The 14,151-nt window shown below is 57.8% G+C and carries 10 protein-coding genes; 4 read left to right on the top strand and 6 right to left on the bottom strand.

Annotated elements, in window-relative coordinates:
* Window positions 1–76: 76 nt before the first annotated feature.
* Window positions 77–5,644, bottom strand: a complete 5,568-nt coding sequence (locus AC0L17_RS04125) for a DUF3320 domain-containing protein (protein WP_473514868.1) — start codon at window positions 5,642–5,644, stop codon at window positions 77–79.
* A 412-nt stretch (window positions 5,645–6,056) separates the two neighbouring features.
* Window positions 6,057–6,488, bottom strand: a complete 432-nt coding sequence (locus tag AC0L17_RS04120) for a hypothetical protein (RefSeq protein ID WP_473514867.1) — start codon at window positions 6,486–6,488, stop codon at window positions 6,057–6,059.
* A 1,053-nt stretch (window positions 6,489–7,541) separates the two neighbouring features.
* On the opposite strand from AC0L17_RS04120, the gene AC0L17_RS04115 reads away from it, so the two are divergent.
* A complete protein-coding gene (locus AC0L17_RS04115; RefSeq protein WP_473514866.1) occupies window positions 7,542–7,910 on the top strand; it encodes a helix-turn-helix transcriptional regulator in 369 nt (122 codons plus the stop codon).
* Here the strand turns inward: AC0L17_RS04115 and AC0L17_RS04110 are convergent.
* The 4 genes from AC0L17_RS04110 to AC0L17_RS04095 all read right to left on the bottom strand — a co-directional run bounded on the left by AC0L17_RS04110 (window position 7,891) and on the right by AC0L17_RS04095 (window position 12,312).
* Window positions 7,891–9,144: a tyrosine-type recombinase/integrase gene (locus tag AC0L17_RS04110; RefSeq protein WP_473514865.1), complete on the bottom strand. Its 1,254-nt coding sequence runs from the start codon at window positions 9,142–9,144 to the stop codon at window positions 7,891–7,893. The genes AC0L17_RS04115 and AC0L17_RS04110 overlap by 20 nt on opposite strands.
* Window positions 9,145–10,006: 862 nt before the next feature.
* Window positions 10,007–11,413, bottom strand: coding sequence for an exonuclease domain-containing protein (locus AC0L17_RS04105; RefSeq protein WP_473514864.1), 1,407 nt, complete (start codon window positions 11,411–11,413; stop codon window positions 10,007–10,009).
* A 7-nt stretch (window positions 11,414–11,420) separates the two neighbouring features.
* Window positions 11,421–11,975 (bottom strand): ImmA/IrrE family metallo-endopeptidase, encoded by a 555-nt coding sequence (locus tag AC0L17_RS04100; RefSeq protein WP_473514863.1) that lies wholly within the window; start codon window positions 11,973–11,975, stop codon window positions 11,421–11,423.
* Entirely contained in the window at window positions 11,953–12,312 is a 360-nt protein-coding gene (locus AC0L17_RS04095) for a helix-turn-helix domain-containing protein (protein ID WP_473514862.1), read from the bottom strand. Before AC0L17_RS04095 ends, AC0L17_RS04100 begins: the two co-directional genes overlap by 23 nt.
* A 151-nt stretch (window positions 12,313–12,463) precedes the next feature.
* Between AC0L17_RS04095 and AC0L17_RS04090 the strand changes: the two genes are divergently transcribed.
* Genes AC0L17_RS04090 through AC0L17_RS04080 form a run of 3 tightly spaced genes read left to right on the top strand, consistent with a single transcriptional unit; the run spans window position 12,464 to window position 13,983 of the window.
* Window positions 12,464–12,991 carry a hypothetical protein gene (locus AC0L17_RS04090; RefSeq protein ID WP_473514861.1) on the top strand — a complete coding sequence of 176 codons (528 nt, stop codon included), beginning with the start codon at window positions 12,464–12,466 and terminating at the stop codon, window positions 12,989–12,991.
* A 7-nt stretch (window positions 12,992–12,998) separates the two neighbouring features.
* Window positions 12,999–13,496, top strand: a complete 498-nt coding sequence (locus AC0L17_RS04085) for a DUF7665 family protein (protein WP_473514860.1) — start codon at window positions 12,999–13,001, stop codon at window positions 13,494–13,496.
* A complete protein-coding gene (locus AC0L17_RS04080) occupies window positions 13,483–13,983 on the top strand; it encodes a hypothetical protein (protein WP_473514859.1) in 501 nt (166 codons plus the stop codon). Before AC0L17_RS04085 ends, AC0L17_RS04080 begins: the two co-directional genes overlap by 14 nt.
* Window positions 13,984–14,151 lie beyond the last annotated feature (168 nt).

Raw genomic sequence — 14,151 nt, 5'->3', positions numbered from 1 at the left:
CAAGGACAGGGTTCGTCCCAGGTTCGCTCTGATTTAGCGAGGGCGATTAAGCCCGCCCTCACATTTCGCTGATTTCTTACTGACCGTTTGCGCCGTCTATCAGCAGCCCGTCTTGGTACCGCAACGATCCCTTGGCGACAGCAGCGGCGACCGCCGTTGAAATCAATTGCCTCAATTGAGCGCTTGTGGCTTTGAAACCCAGCATCCTCGCAATGCTCGGTCCAATTTCGTCCTCCGTCGCGCCGAGATTGGATCTCACCACCTCAATGGCTCCTTGGGCAACTTCTTCCGATGAGATCATTTCGGGCTTACGCAATCCAGGGGACATGACACCGCTGCGGTCCCGTAGCTGAATAGGGGCGCCGGGCTTAAAGCAGAAGTCGCCCCGCCGTGCCACCGCTCCCCGTGCTTCGGCGACAATAAGGCCGCGCTCAATCGCGTCCTGAATTCTACCGCCGGCCCGCTGCAGGCCCCACGCAAGCCGAATACGCGATACCACCTCGTCGAGATGGATTGGCGTCTCCGCAGCCACGACCTGCTCGACCAGCCCAGCCAGAAGACCGGTGGGCGTCTCGTGAAGTTCAAACTGGCCGGGCGGTCTCTGTATATGTGCTTCCGAGTAGGTCCGATCTGGTGCCGCGGTTCTGTCGGCGGTTTCCAAGCCGATTTCGGTGACATTACCTCGGTCGACGGTTACGACTTGTACGGCTGCGGCACGGCTTCTCTGGTTCCCCAACTCTGCTCGTTCAGCGAGTTCTCTTGTTGCAGCATCAATCGCTGCCACTGCTCGCTCGAGCTGTTCGCGCGGCCGTTGGAACCAATCAGCGCTCCAAATGCGATGTATGATCCAGCCGTGGTCTTCCAGGACAGCCTGACGCAGCCGATCCCGATCTCTGGCAGAGCGCGACGAATGATACTCAGCGCCGTCGCATTCGATGCCTAGTAGGTAGCGCCCTGGCCGCTCCGGATCAGCAACTGCAAGATCGATGAAGAAGCCTGCGATACCCACCTGCGCATGGACCTGGTAGCCTCTTTCAATCAATGCGTTGGCTACCTGTTCCTCAAAGATCGAATCCATCTCTCGAGTCGTCGTCTGCGCGAGCGAGATACGTCCGGTCCTCGCGTAATGCAAAAAGAGCTTGAAGGCGAAGACACCCTTGCCCTTTCCGCGTTCTAGATCGATGTCCTCATCTGTTATCGACGCGTATACCTCACAGGCACGCTTGGCCCGGCTTATGAGGACGTTAAGGCGACGCTCGCCGCCTTCCGAACCGAGTGGGCCGAAGCGCATAGCCATGTAGCCTTGGGCATTCTTCGCGTACCCTACCGAGATCATGATCACGTCCCGCTCGTCGCCTTGAACGTTCTCCAGGTTCTTGACGAAAAACGGCTCACTCGGATGGGCGTGGAAGAAGTCTTCCGTATCGGGGTTCAGCCGCCGTAAGGCTTCAAGTTCATCTTGGATCGCACGTCGCTGGCTAACGGAAAAAGTCGCTACCCCAAGAGACTCTTGCGGATTCGACTTCGCGTGACGGATGATCGCTTCTGCTACAGCTCGCGCCTCGATCGGGTTCGTTCCTGTCCCACCCGAATCGAACACTCCGTCCGGCACATGATGAAACCGTAGCCCCATGCCGGCCTCTTGGGTATAGGGGCTCGGCACAATGAACAGCCGGTTCTCGTAGAACTGGCTATTCGATACGGCGATCAGTGATTGATGGCGACTGCGGTAATGCCAGCGAAGCATGCGCTGCGGCAAGCCACGGGCCGTGAACAAGCCGAGGATGCTTTCGATGTCAGCGACCTGCGCACCCTCGCCGTCGTCATCTTCAGATTGCGAGCCCGTCATCTTCGCGAAGAAGGTCGTCGGCGGCAGTTGGCGTTCATCGCCAACGACGACCACCTGGTTCGCTCTGGCAATAGCGCCGAGTGCGTCCACCGGCTGGATCTGAGACGCTTCGTCCATAACCAGGAGGTCAAACGACATCCGACCGGGCGACAAGAATTGCGCCACCGAAAGTGGGCTCATCATCAACACCGGCTTCAGCGCTTGGACAGCTGGCCCCGCTTTGAGCATCAACTGTCGGATAGGCATATGGCCTCTTTTGCGCGCCATCTCAGATCGAAGCAATCCGACAGGCCCAGCTCCGCCATCTCTTGAGGGGATCTTGCGATGATGCGCGGTGACGACCTCGATGGCACTAGCCTTGATCCTTTGCCGATCCAAATCCGCAAAGTCGCGGACAGCTCTGGAATGGAGTTCGCCGTCAAACCTCCCGAGCTCCGGCTCCTTAGTCGCCATCGCCATCAGCATTCGCTCGTAATATGCCATATCGAAGACCGATCGCGCCGATGCGGTCGGAACTTGGCCGTTGGCTAGGCCGTCTATCAGAGGTCCCAATCCGGCCTTTCGAGCACTTTCAGATCGTCCTTCGTAGGCAACCCATTTCGAGAGCTGTTCCTGATGCTCGACCCAGCCCCGGAGTCGAGTAACCAACTCGTCGATCACGACATCCGAAAAATCGTCTACTCCAAACAAAGACGGAGCGTCAGCTTTCAAATCCTCTGCCAACGCTTTCAATTCCAGCGCTGCGGCTTGGGTCGCTTCTCGAGTTGAACGAGCCAAGTTCGCGATCTCAACCCTGTCAAGCAAACGCGCAGCCAGATGTCGAATTGAGCTATTTTCTTTCAACCAGAGCTCGGCCTGTGTGAGAGCGGCCCAGTCGGATCCTCGCCCCAGCCATGACAAGCCGAATGCAGACGTGCCAAGGCCGTGAGCGGCATCGATCTCGTGAGCAAACTTTTGTAGAGCGCCCAGTCGTCGCACGACCTCCACCCGATCGGATAACTGATCGGGCACGCCAGCCAGAACCTTCCGCGACGCTTCGTCGGCTTGAGCCACGGCGCGCGCCTTCACTTCCATAGCCTGCAGCGAAGCCCGTTCGGCGGAAGCCACGTCACCAAGTATGGACGGCGCGAGGTGGCCGAGATCGTTCCAAAAACCCTCGATCATCGGCCGGCCGATATCAATCACCTTGCGAACCCGAAGCGCTCGCGCGCCCGCTTCGGAGCGCTCGGCCATCCGCCCAGCAATAAGTCGCGGTTCCGAGCCAAGCCCCCTCAGCGTGCGCATCCATTCCACTAATGCCAAAAGCGGTGCCGACGACGATTTCTCCCGGCGCCAATCTGCTCCGAAGGCAGAACGACCAAAAGCGTCGCCATCACGAACCCTTGCGGCCGCCGCTTGCCCCTTCATCAACAGGTCTAGGAGGCGCACTATCTCCGTCGGCGCGCTAGGGTCGACCAGAAGGGATCGCCCAAGTGCCTTGGCGCGACGGTAGTCGCCGCTCAATGCCTTGAACAGTCCACTATAAGTGGCGAGGGCCTGCCTTGTCGCCGCTACGTCCGTGTTCCAGGCAGCATCGACAACCTTGCCCTTCAGCTCGGCTTGGACCGCCTCAAGTGTCGCGACGCACTCGGCAAGGTCTGCCGCTTGTTCAAGTCCAGAGTCCCAGACGGTCGCCGCGAACGCTTCGGGGCTTGCGTCAGGGGCTGCCGCAACTCTCTCCCCCGTCACGATTAATCTAACGAGCCCTGCCAGCGTATCCGGTACAACCGTTGACCCCAGCTCTTGGTTCAACCGCTCCGCTTCATCCCGCAAGCGCGGGAGCAAAACGGTCAGCTGTTGCGCGCGAACAAAGCCGTCTTTCGGAAATTCCGATGGCAGCGTCGCAAGCTCTGTCTCGAGATCTTCAATTGGCGTGTCGATTGCCGTCGCCGCCAACTGCTCCGAAAGGTCTTCGAATTGGCGGGCGAAATCCGATCCTGTCCAAAGAAGCGAGGAGATCTCCTTAGGATGGTCATCCCACACCGGCGAGATCAACGCGTCCGCGGAAAGCTCTGGTGCGGAAGCGAGCAGTTCCGCGCGATCTTCCACCTCGCCGCTATCGCTGAGAATTTGCGGAGGCTCAGCCTCGATCCGCACGGCAATGTCGATCAGTTTGGCCTGCACAGCCTTCGCTTGATCCAGCAACGACCCAATGCGTGGGATAAGCCGCTCTACGGTGGTCGGCAGTACAACATCCAGGCCAATCCCTCTCCAGGGATGGTGGATAGGCAAACCGATTTCGTTGATCCGCTGAGAGACCTCGTCGAGCAGCTTCCGGCGTGACGACACGCCTTCACTCGTCCAATCGGTGGCACCGTCGAGCTTGATATCTACGGGTTTTTGCCCGTTCTGCCTCAGCCGGGTTAGCTGGCCGAAAACTTGGTAGGGCGTCAGGGCGGATGCGCCAAACGGAATATGCATCCGGTCGGCATGCGCATTGAGCTTGTCGCGCGCTTCCAACAGCTGTTCGGTGAGTGAAGACGGGAATTGTCCTCGAGGCGATCCGAGCTGCCAAGTACGCCGCAGCTCATCCAGCATCATGCGCTTGTTCGCCTTGTTGCTATGGAGTTCCAGGCAGGCGTCCCCTACCCCCGCATTGTCGAGGCGGCGCTTCACGACCTCCAGCGCGGCCATTTTTTCGGCTACGAAAAGCACCGTCTTTCCGTCGGCCACGGCTGACGCGATAACGTTCGCAATCGTCTGCGATTTGCCTGTGCCCGGAGGACCTTGGACCACAAGGTCGCGGCCCTTCCTGACATCGTGAATCGCTAGCGTTTGGGAACTGTCGCTGTCGACGATATGTAACATCTCCGCAGGCGCGATGTGCGGATCGATCGCGACATCGTCAGACATCAGTGGCTCGCGTGCTTCAAAGCCATCTGAAAGGAGCGAGCGGATCTTCGGCTGCTCGATGATCTTGGAGCCCTCGGGCCAGATCTCGGGATCAAGGTCCCGGTACATCAAGAACTTCGCGAACGAGAAGAAGCCCAGCACCATGTCGTCCCGGAGCACCTCCCAACCTTCTTTGGTTGACACAGCTTCGGCCACGGCATTGAGATACTTTGAGGCGTCGAAGTCGTCTCCCGCGTCGAAGCTCGGCATGGCGAGCTTGTGCATCCGATCGAGATAGAGCTCGAGGGAGAGGTTCGCGCTCTGATCCTCTGGCCTGGCGCGTAGCCGGAACTTCTCTCCAGCCGTTCCTCGCTCGAGCCGGACGGGCACCAAAATGAGCGGTGCTTGACGGATGTTTTCTTTGTTATTGGGATCGATCCACTTCAGCATCCCGAGAGCTAAAAAGAGGACGTTGACGCCCTGCTCCTCTTCTAGGGTCCTGGCATCATGGTAGAGATCAAGAAGCCGACGTTGGAGGCCAGTTGGGGTCATCCGCGTCTGCAGTTTGGTGTCTGAATGCCGCGCAGACACCCCTCTATCGTCGGCGTCATCGTCCTCTGGCTGAGCAAGGGAAATGGGGGAGAAATCAATATCGTCTTCCGCGGCGGTGCCTTCTTGGCCTGCCCTCGGTCTATCAGGCTTGCCGGCGAGGAAGGTAAAAACCTTCCCTTCGTTCGCCAACAAACGATAGACCTCGGATGACCGCTCATCGACGATGTCGATCGTTTTTGCGCTCTTGGAAAACCGCGGCACGTTCAAAAGCCGATTGCGGGCGGAGAGATCGAGCAACTCCATCCTGGCGCGCTCGAGTTTCTCCCTTAGAGGCAAATCGCTTTGGAAGACCGATTTTTCGACGTCAGACAACTACACCCCCCGTGCAGAACGAAACACATAGAACCTACGCAATGGCAGTCGCAACAAAAAAACCAGTCGATTTTGAAATTTGTGAATAAAAGGTTTCATGCCGGCTAGGCCTCAATATTTGTGAAAGCCGACGGGACGGGCTGCCTTGCCTCGAACCTCAAGCAATCGCGCCATTTTGGACGTATGGGACAATTGCCAAACCTAGAGACGCGATAGAACCGTCTTCAGACCCAGCTTGTTCTCCCTTGGTTCCGATCAGCAGCGCCAATCAGCACACTGGTTGGATGCGCCGGAAGGTGGCATATAGCGTCACCGATCGCTTGCGATTTAACGGTAGAGACCGACGCGAGAGGATGTCGCAGACCGGCTCGGTGCCGCCTGCGAACTCTGATGGACCTGCGGTCACCTCCGTCTATTTCTTCAGAGCTAAAAAATCCCTGATGTTAGCGAATGTATCTGGATCGTGGATTGCAGCCCTTAGATGCTCCCGTAGCGACTGATCATCTTGGAACAACTTCAACATGTCGTGAATGAGGAATTCGGCCAGCTTTCCAGTCCTACCGCTGAATTGGCTATCTAGGTAGGTGGCGCAAGCTACTTCCAGATCGTTTAGGAGGTCGCGAAAGGCACCGGTCCATTCAGGGTTTTCGCTATCGCCGAGAGTCGGCTCTGAGCGGGACAACATGTCGATCCGTGCGCGAATATTCTCATGTATTGTAGCCACAGCTCCTGCCGAGGCTGACAATTTGTCCGTTCTCATCTGGTACAAAACTAGTCCGACGCCAACCAATCCAAGAGGAAAGCCGATGACTGTGAAGAGATCGGCCAAATTGCTGAGGCTCAAGACTTCTTCCCGCCGCTAGTTGGTTTCACGCCCAGCCGCGCTTTGTAGCGATCGGTACTCAGAGATTTTGTTTCGTTGGTTGCGCCAGTGCGAGTCTTCCCGTCACCGGCAGGCCTTTTAACAACTTCAATCTTCTTAATCATTTCGTCCCTCAGCTGATCATGAAACCGGCGGGCCGAAGCCCGCCGTCACTTTATTTTCCGTGCTTGGTCGGATCCACAAGCTTGTAAGTGGATCCCTTTGACGGAGTCGGCGGCAGTGGCTCATTGCGAGTCACTGTTCTTTCCGGTCCTTTGCCGCCACGTGGGCCAGTAATTTCGTACTGACCTGATCGTGGAGCGGGTTGACCAGGCCGAAGGGGAGGATTCTTCGCCATTAGTCTTTACTCCTGTGGCTTGCCAATGAAGCCTCAGGACGCTAGCTACCGACCTGCTAGGGAGCGGACCCGCGGTCTTTGTTCGTCCACTCGGCGCCACATTTACCGCGAGTACGCGTAGAGACAGAGGCAGGCTACCGAATCGGCGCCTGCCTCTTTTTTATGCAGAACTTGACCGGCAAGTAAACAGAGATTCCCGTTCTGTTAATAAGAAAGCACGAGCAAATAAGTCCGTATTGCTGTCCTTCTAATACGTCCTTCGACCTGGAAGAGCTAGAGGTACGGCACAACATCGTAGAAACTCGGGCGTGGGATGGCTCGCCAGTTCGTATTCCGAAAGCACTTCCGAACGGACTCATGCGTAGCGGGCGACCATTCGGGCCTGCCTCAAATTGCCCGTGTGCACTCGGTTTGTGGGCGCTGCCAGCGGCGAGAGTTCGACTTGGTAATTTTGCTGCCTAGTGCCACCCAGCGGCGGGAGATACGCCTAAGGGGCTTGTTGGCGTCCGTATGGTGCGGAGGATGAGCTGGCGAGATGGCGATAGAAGATCCCAGACCTCGCTATCATGATGCCTCCAAAGCTCGCCTGCTGGTCAAAGGAGACGATGTGATCGTAGTTGAGAGCTATACCTGGATTGGAGCAGATGCACGATCTTTGATCCGAAGGAGCCTTCGGTATGCACATAGTCAAACGGCAGAAGCCAACTCAATGCCAAAGCTGCCAAGGCATAGAGACCGCGCCATCGGATCGCCCCCTTCCGGTTCTACCACACATTGAGGCGCGACAGGTCGTGCGAACTGTTCGCCGATCGCAATTGCGAGAAATCGTCCCGTTATCGGACACGACCATTTATGAAATGGAACAACGAGGCGAGTTCCCCCGACGGTTCAATCTGACCCCCCGCTGCGTCGTTTGGGACCTGGGAGAAGTCGAAGCGTGGCTTCAGGAACGGCGGAACGCGTCCTCTGCTGGTTCGATCGAACTAGCCCCGGGACCAGACGTGCGGTCACGGAAGACGAGACCCGTTAAATCGGATCGAGGATGACGGCTGCCCCGGAAATCGGCTGCAGTGTGGGTGCGTGTTTATTGCCAGCCGCCCACGCTTCAATCATGTCGGCCCATTCCTGCAGCATATGGCGCCGCTGCGGTTCGTATTCAGCCTTGTTGTAGACGCCGCGGGAGGAACGACTGTCCTCGTGGGCAAGGCATTTTTCGATCCAGTCGCGATTGAATCCGATCTCGTTTAGGAGCGTGGAGCCGGTCCGCCTTAAATCGTGCACCGTAAAGGGAGCAAGCGGCAGAGCTTGTTGTTTTGCGCGGTCTACAATCGCCATGGTGACCCGATTGAAAGTCGCCCGCGACATGGGTTCGTCGGCGTCGTAGCGAGATGGAAGCACGTATCGAGAGTTCGCAGCGCAAGTCTTGAGCGCAATCAAGATGTCGAGGGATTGGCGGGACAGGTAGACGTTATGTGGCTTCTTCCGCTTCATTCGCTCTTTGGGAATGGTCCATACCGCGTTCTCGAAGTCGACCTCATCCCACGTCGCGTCCAGAAGCTCACTTTTCCGAACCATCGTGAGCAGGATCAGCTTCAGGCCCAGCCGAATGGTCGGCAATGTCGGCACATTTTCCAACTCTTTCAGCATGATCCGAATTTCTGCGGGTGACAACGCCCGGTCTTTCGCCTCGAAGGTGGCTATCGACGCCGGTCCTACCTCGTCCGCCGGATTGGCGATCTTCTCGCCGTGCAGAATGGCATAACCATAGACCTGCTTAACGATTTCCCGGACATGAATGGCCGTTGCTGGTGCGCCACGGGCACTGACTTTTGCGCAGAGCGCCCGCAAGTCGTCCGATGTTATTTCTGTGAGGAGCCTTTTGTCCCAAATCGGCAAGATGTCTCGATCGAAGACGGCTTTGCGCATCGAGCGCGTGCTGTCCGCCATCTTCGCCTCTTTAAACCATCCTCTGCCGGCATCGCCGAACGTGGCGGTCCCAGACAGGCGCCGCTTGTCACGCTGCTTTTCCTGGGCTGGCGATTTTCCGGCTGCCACCATTTTTCGTGCGGCAAGACAGCGGTCACGCGCCTCAGCTAGCGAGATGCCTCCCTCACCATAGCGGCCCAGCGTCACTGTCTCTCGCCGTCCATTCACGCGGTAGTCGTACCGGAACGATATCTGCCCTGTGGGAGTCACGGTCGCGTACATACCGTCACGATCAGTGACTTTGTATATTTTATCTTTTGATTTCAGCCTCTTAAGTGCGATGTCGGTGAGCATAGGAAGTGACGGGCGAGGCGCATCTAGAATTGTTCAATGCCTAATTTTACCGTCATTCGTTTTACCGTCAAGCCTCTGTGAGAGCCCTTTGGATTCAATCCCTTACCTTGAAAGATGCCCAAATGCTTGAGTCCGGCGCAGTGACGGCATCAGTCTGCAGCGAGGATGACGCGAAAGGGAATCCCGTCAGATCTACCGCCAAATGATTCCGCTTAGGGGCGATAGCCAGCGATAGGCATAGAGACGAAAGCGCTTGGAATTCAGCCACTTAAGGAAGTGTCGCCGATAGTCGCCGAATGCTGGCGAACGACCGAGCTTTCCACTCGATGATCAACTGGAAATTCAACACACTGATTTTCCTATCTCATTTCTGTCAATCAATTCCACAATACCGTCCCAAATACCGTCGAATTCCTACGCTGTTGAAAAGGCTACAACAATGTAGTCGCTGTCGCGGCATGCATCCTTTTGACTGCATCATTTCCGTTGCGCCTTTGCGGCGCCCAAGCGACAGGTGCGCGCACGTCATTTTGGCGGATCCAGCGGACGCGCTATGCAAAACCGACACAGGACAGCGATTGCTTCAGTTTGGGGTGTCCATTGCATCCCGTTTGTCCCACCGAGCACAGACGAACTTGGACAATTTGGACTGTATACGAATTTACGCCATTCGCGGCCAGTTCGCGAATGACCGCAGGGGGGTCGGAAGCAGCTTGGCAGCTTCTGGGCACGCTGAGCAAATTCCGGACGTTCAACTCGATGACACGGGGCCTGGATTGGCCCAAAGCGGACACAGGTCGGTTACGTCACATGCGGCCGCCAGACGGCGACCTTCACAGAATCAACTAGCTCAAGCAGAGCCTCACGCTGGTACGGAAGCTAGGCGATCGCGCCAGGTTACAAGGTGTGCCCTATGCATCTGCAGATGCGGCTGATCGGCTGTGCTTGCCAAGGCAAGCATGGACTCGGCTAACTCAACTGCTGCTGGGATCGTCAGCCAAGGCTCCATCCCGTCCAAACCGAGGACACGCCGCCGATGCTTCTCCGCGTGATGGGCACGCTGGTCGCTGGTGAGCACGCCGGGACTTTCCAGATAGACCAGTTCTTCGCCCAAAACGCGCAGGCGCCCATCCCGGATGGCCGAAAGAATGGCCTGCCGCTGGCCCCACGGCGCCGCGTGAAACTGTTCGAGCACTGCGAGGTCGTTGTCGCCAGTGAATGTATCAAAAATCTGCTGCTCGACATGGGCCGAAGGCGGGTAGACCGGCAGCGACGCTTCGCGCGCGGCGACCAGCCGGCCGGTGAGCACCGGATCATCACGCAACCGTCGTACGCGGCGTTCAAGTTCCGCGTCGTCCAGAAAACGCGCTTCGGTTCCAGCTGGAGCATCCTCGACCCCGAAGATCACGGGGCAACCGTTGACCTTTAGCTTCTTAATGGGGCGGGGCATGTTGGCTAGTCGATCAATCAGCTCCTCGTCGTCGAGGGCGGCCAGTTCGTCGGGATCGAACTGAAGATCGTAGGCGTAGTGGACATTTTTGTCGGTAGTGGAAACGCCGATACGCGTTACAAGCCAACTATATGCCCTGCCCTTGTAGAACTCAGCCATGCCGAAGATGGGCTCATCGAGGACATATTGCAAGACGTTTGACTTCTGAGCGAAGCGCATGAAGTTGTTCCAGACGTCGGGCGCCTCCTTCATCAGGATGCGTGCGAGGTGAAGGGTCGCATCGATGTCGGCCCTGGCATCATGGGCATTTGGGTGATTGAAGCCATTGGCGCGTGCAAGCTCACCTAGGTTGAACAATGGCGTGTCGCAATCGCTGTAGGTGACGAGCAGGGCCCCAGGCGAAAGCAGGTGCGCGGCGCGTGCAAGCTTGAGGATGTCGGAGCGGGAATTTCCGTCCATGACCGTGAGATAGGGTCGATGCAGCGTTTTGTAGAATGCCGCGCGCAGGAAGTTCTCGTCGAAGCCTATGTTGTTGAAGCCCATGAACATCGATGGGCCCCATGTGCGCATCGCCGCCTGGATGCCGCGGACCATCTCATAGTGCGAAGGCAACGCCGGGTTGACCAACCGCGCCGGCGTCAGCCCGTTGACCTTCATGGCCTCCGGGCTGGGTACGACGTGGGGCAGCATGCGACTCTGGAATTGGACTTCCTGAAGGGGCTGAAGATCGGCATCGGTCCTGACGGCAGCAAACTGTAGAATCTGATCGTAGGGCCAGTTCGTGCCGGTCGTCTCGGTGTCGTAGAACACGAATCCCATGCCGCCCTCACTTCGTCGCGGATACACTCTTCAGTCGGAACTCCATCATCGATTTACTGACGCGGAATTTTCGTGCCAGTTCATCCAGTGGGCTTTCGTCGTCGATATCGGCAGACGCCAGCCGACCATGAAGAGTCTTCTTGAGAAGTGGCAGAGGAACAAGCAGCGCCGCCGCGAAGCGGTTCGCTTGAACCTCAATGGGCTCTGTGCCGAGCGATGATTGGTTGTCGCGGTTGAGCAGCACCGGCACTGAAAAATCCTTGTCCACGTGCACCTCGCTGGACAGCAGTTCGCGATGTAGCTCCAAGTGGCCGCATTCGTGAGCGATGGTGAAGCGCTGACGGTTGACATGATGAAGCGCATTGACGCCAATGATCGGCGTGCCGTCCTTTATGAAGATCATGCCCGACAGCTCATTGTCGAGCGCAGAGTAGCGCACGACGGCGCCGAGGCCCTTGGCAATTCTGTCGACGGGTATGGGGGCAGTTTCTCCTAACTTGAAACGCTCCAATACGGACGCGGCCGCCTTCTCTGGTTGGTCAGCGCTTAACCTGCTTGGCAACGGTCTCTCCCCCTTTTGCAGTTGTTGGTTCGTCCATCAGCAATTGCGCGAGTTGAGCGCGCTGATGCGCCGGAAGCTGCGTCGAGAATTTGACCTCGTAGCCGGCGACGACATGACGGGCATGTCTCGGCAGCAGGTCAGCCGGTTCGATGCCCAGCGCGGATGCGAAAGCGAAAAGCTGGTGTACCAGTACCTTCTGCTTGCCGCCCTCGATGTTGGCGAGCGACGTTCTGGAGAGCTCGACCTGTGGCGCAAGCTGTTCCTGCGTGAGCTTCAGTTGTTTGCGCCGCTGGCGAATCAATCCGCCGATTTCTGGATAGACCCAGTCATGGTTCATGTCTTGTTCTACCTCTCGGGCGGCGAGATTGTCAATGTCGCAAACAATGTTGGTAAAACGGACATGATAAATGTTTGCTATTGACGAATTCTAGAATCGGCCGTAGGTCTGGCGATGTGACGTGATCCACGGCTGACTTCAGGAGACCAAAATGGCATTCGAGATTTTCGTGCATGCGAACGGGCGCAATCCCGTCGTGGCCTCGGTCGAGGACACAGACAAGCTGACCGATGTGCTGGACCGCCTCGGGCTTGGCGGTAAGGACTTTACCGACGCCCTCGTGTTCGTCGGCGAGAGCGAGGACGTCTTGGAGGACTTCGAGTCCGAGGACGGCGAGGATAAGGCCGAGCCAGTCGACCGCAAGAACACCATGGCGGATCTCGAACTCGGGAAGCGCCATCACGTCCATGTCACTCGTTGCAAGCGCGTGAAGGTCGAGGTGCACTATGGCGCCAAGACCAAACACCGCAAAGTGGCGCCGTCGACGACAGTGGCGACGTTGACGAAATGGGCGCGCAAAGCGTTCAAGCTCGATCCCGCCTCAGCTGCCGAGTACGTCCTCCAGACTACCGGCACGACGACCCAGCCGCGTGGCGACACCCATATCGGCGAATTGACCAACGCTCCGGGTTGCGCTGTGGCGTTCGACCTTATCAAGGAAGTAACGCCTCAGGGGTGAGATCGAGATGGCGCCGGATCAGAAGCTATTTGTCATGGACCTTGAGGACGGCGGGTTTCGCGCCGGCGTCCTCGTCGGTCGTTGGGGCGTTGCGGAAGCTGACGTGCTGCCCGAGGGCATGTCGTGGCCGCATGTGTGCTTCTGGCTTCAGGCGGCCGAACGGCCGAGTGCGCCGGATCGCTATTACATTATGATCGATGTCGAAGGATACCGCTCGGTTTCTCCCACCGGGTCCTTCTGGGACCCGGTTGGAAAGACCATGTTGGGTGCTGCAAAATACCCGAAGGGAAAACCGGGATCGCGCTTTGCGAAGGTCTTTCGGACGGATTGGCAGCCCGGTTTGTCCAAGGCCTTTTATCATCCATATGATCGCTTCACCTTGAGTTCGCACACCGACTGGACCAGCACGATGCCGCATCTCGCCTGGACAGAGCGAAATACGATCACTGACTACCTCGATGAGTTTCAACTGCTGCTGACGGGGGACGACTATGTCGGCCAGTGAAAAGACCGGAAAACACATCCAGGTCAGCGTGTGGATGTGGGCGTGGCTCGTCCTCGGGCTGCGCTTCCGCGGCAAAGGGCGCCGTGAGAGCGGCGCGTTTCTGCTGGGCCGGTGGACTGGCCAGTTGGGAACCGTGGCGCGCGTCGTTTTCTACGACCAGCTGGACCCGCACGCTTATCAGAATGGGATCATCATGTTTCACGGCGACGGTCTTGCGGCGCTCTGGAAGATTTGCCGGGAGAGCGGCCTTGAAGTGCTCGCCGACTCCCACACCCACGGCAATGCGAATACAGGCCAGAGTGTGATGGATCAGCGCAACCCGATGATTCCGGAAGTCGGCCATACGGCCCTGATCTTCCCATACTTCGCTCGCATGGCACCGTGGTCAAAGCGTGGCGTCGGAGTACACGAATATTTGGGCAGCTACAGGTGGCGGCGGCATGACCGAGGCGGTCAATCAGATCGCTTGCGCTTGATCTTTTGGTAGGGGCGCACATGGCAAGCATTTCGCGAATTTCTAAGCTGCTCGTCGATCGTAACGGCGATGATCCCCGGAAGGTACTCGCCCGGCGACGTGGGTTTGCGGTGACAATGAAGCTGGGCGAAGATGTCGCCGCCTCAAGGTCGCTTCAACTGGCTGCCTTGACCGCGGTTC

Source organism: Mesorhizobium sp. WSM4829, from assembly GCF_055811475.1.
This window is presented reverse-complemented; position numbering and strand designations above follow the sequence as displayed.

Bases quoted from the DNA above. Each gene is read 5' to 3' on its own strand.
- AC0L17_RS04095 (WP_473514862.1), bottom strand. From the start codon at position 12,312: ATGAACCATGACTGGGTCTATCCAGAAATCGGCGGATTGATTCGCCAG.
- AC0L17_RS04110 (WP_473514865.1), bottom strand. From the start codon at position 9,144: ATGCTCACCGACATCGCACTTAAGAGGCTGAAATCAAAAGATAAAATA.
- AC0L17_RS04105 (WP_473514864.1), bottom strand. From the start codon at position 11,413: ATGGGATTCGTGTTCTACGACACCGAGACGACCGGCACGAACTGGCCC.
- AC0L17_RS04115 (WP_473514866.1), top strand. From the start codon at position 7,542: ATGCACATAGTCAAACGGCAGAAGCCAACTCAATGCCAAAGCTGCCAA.
- AC0L17_RS04085 (WP_473514860.1), top strand. From the start codon at position 12,999: ATGGCGCCGGATCAGAAGCTATTTGTCATGGACCTTGAGGACGGCGGG.
- AC0L17_RS04080 (WP_473514859.1), top strand. From the start codon at position 13,483: ATGTCGGCCAGTGAAAAGACCGGAAAACACATCCAGGTCAGCGTGTGG.
- AC0L17_RS04090 (WP_473514861.1), top strand. From the start codon at position 12,464: ATGGCATTCGAGATTTTCGTGCATGCGAACGGGCGCAATCCCGTCGTG.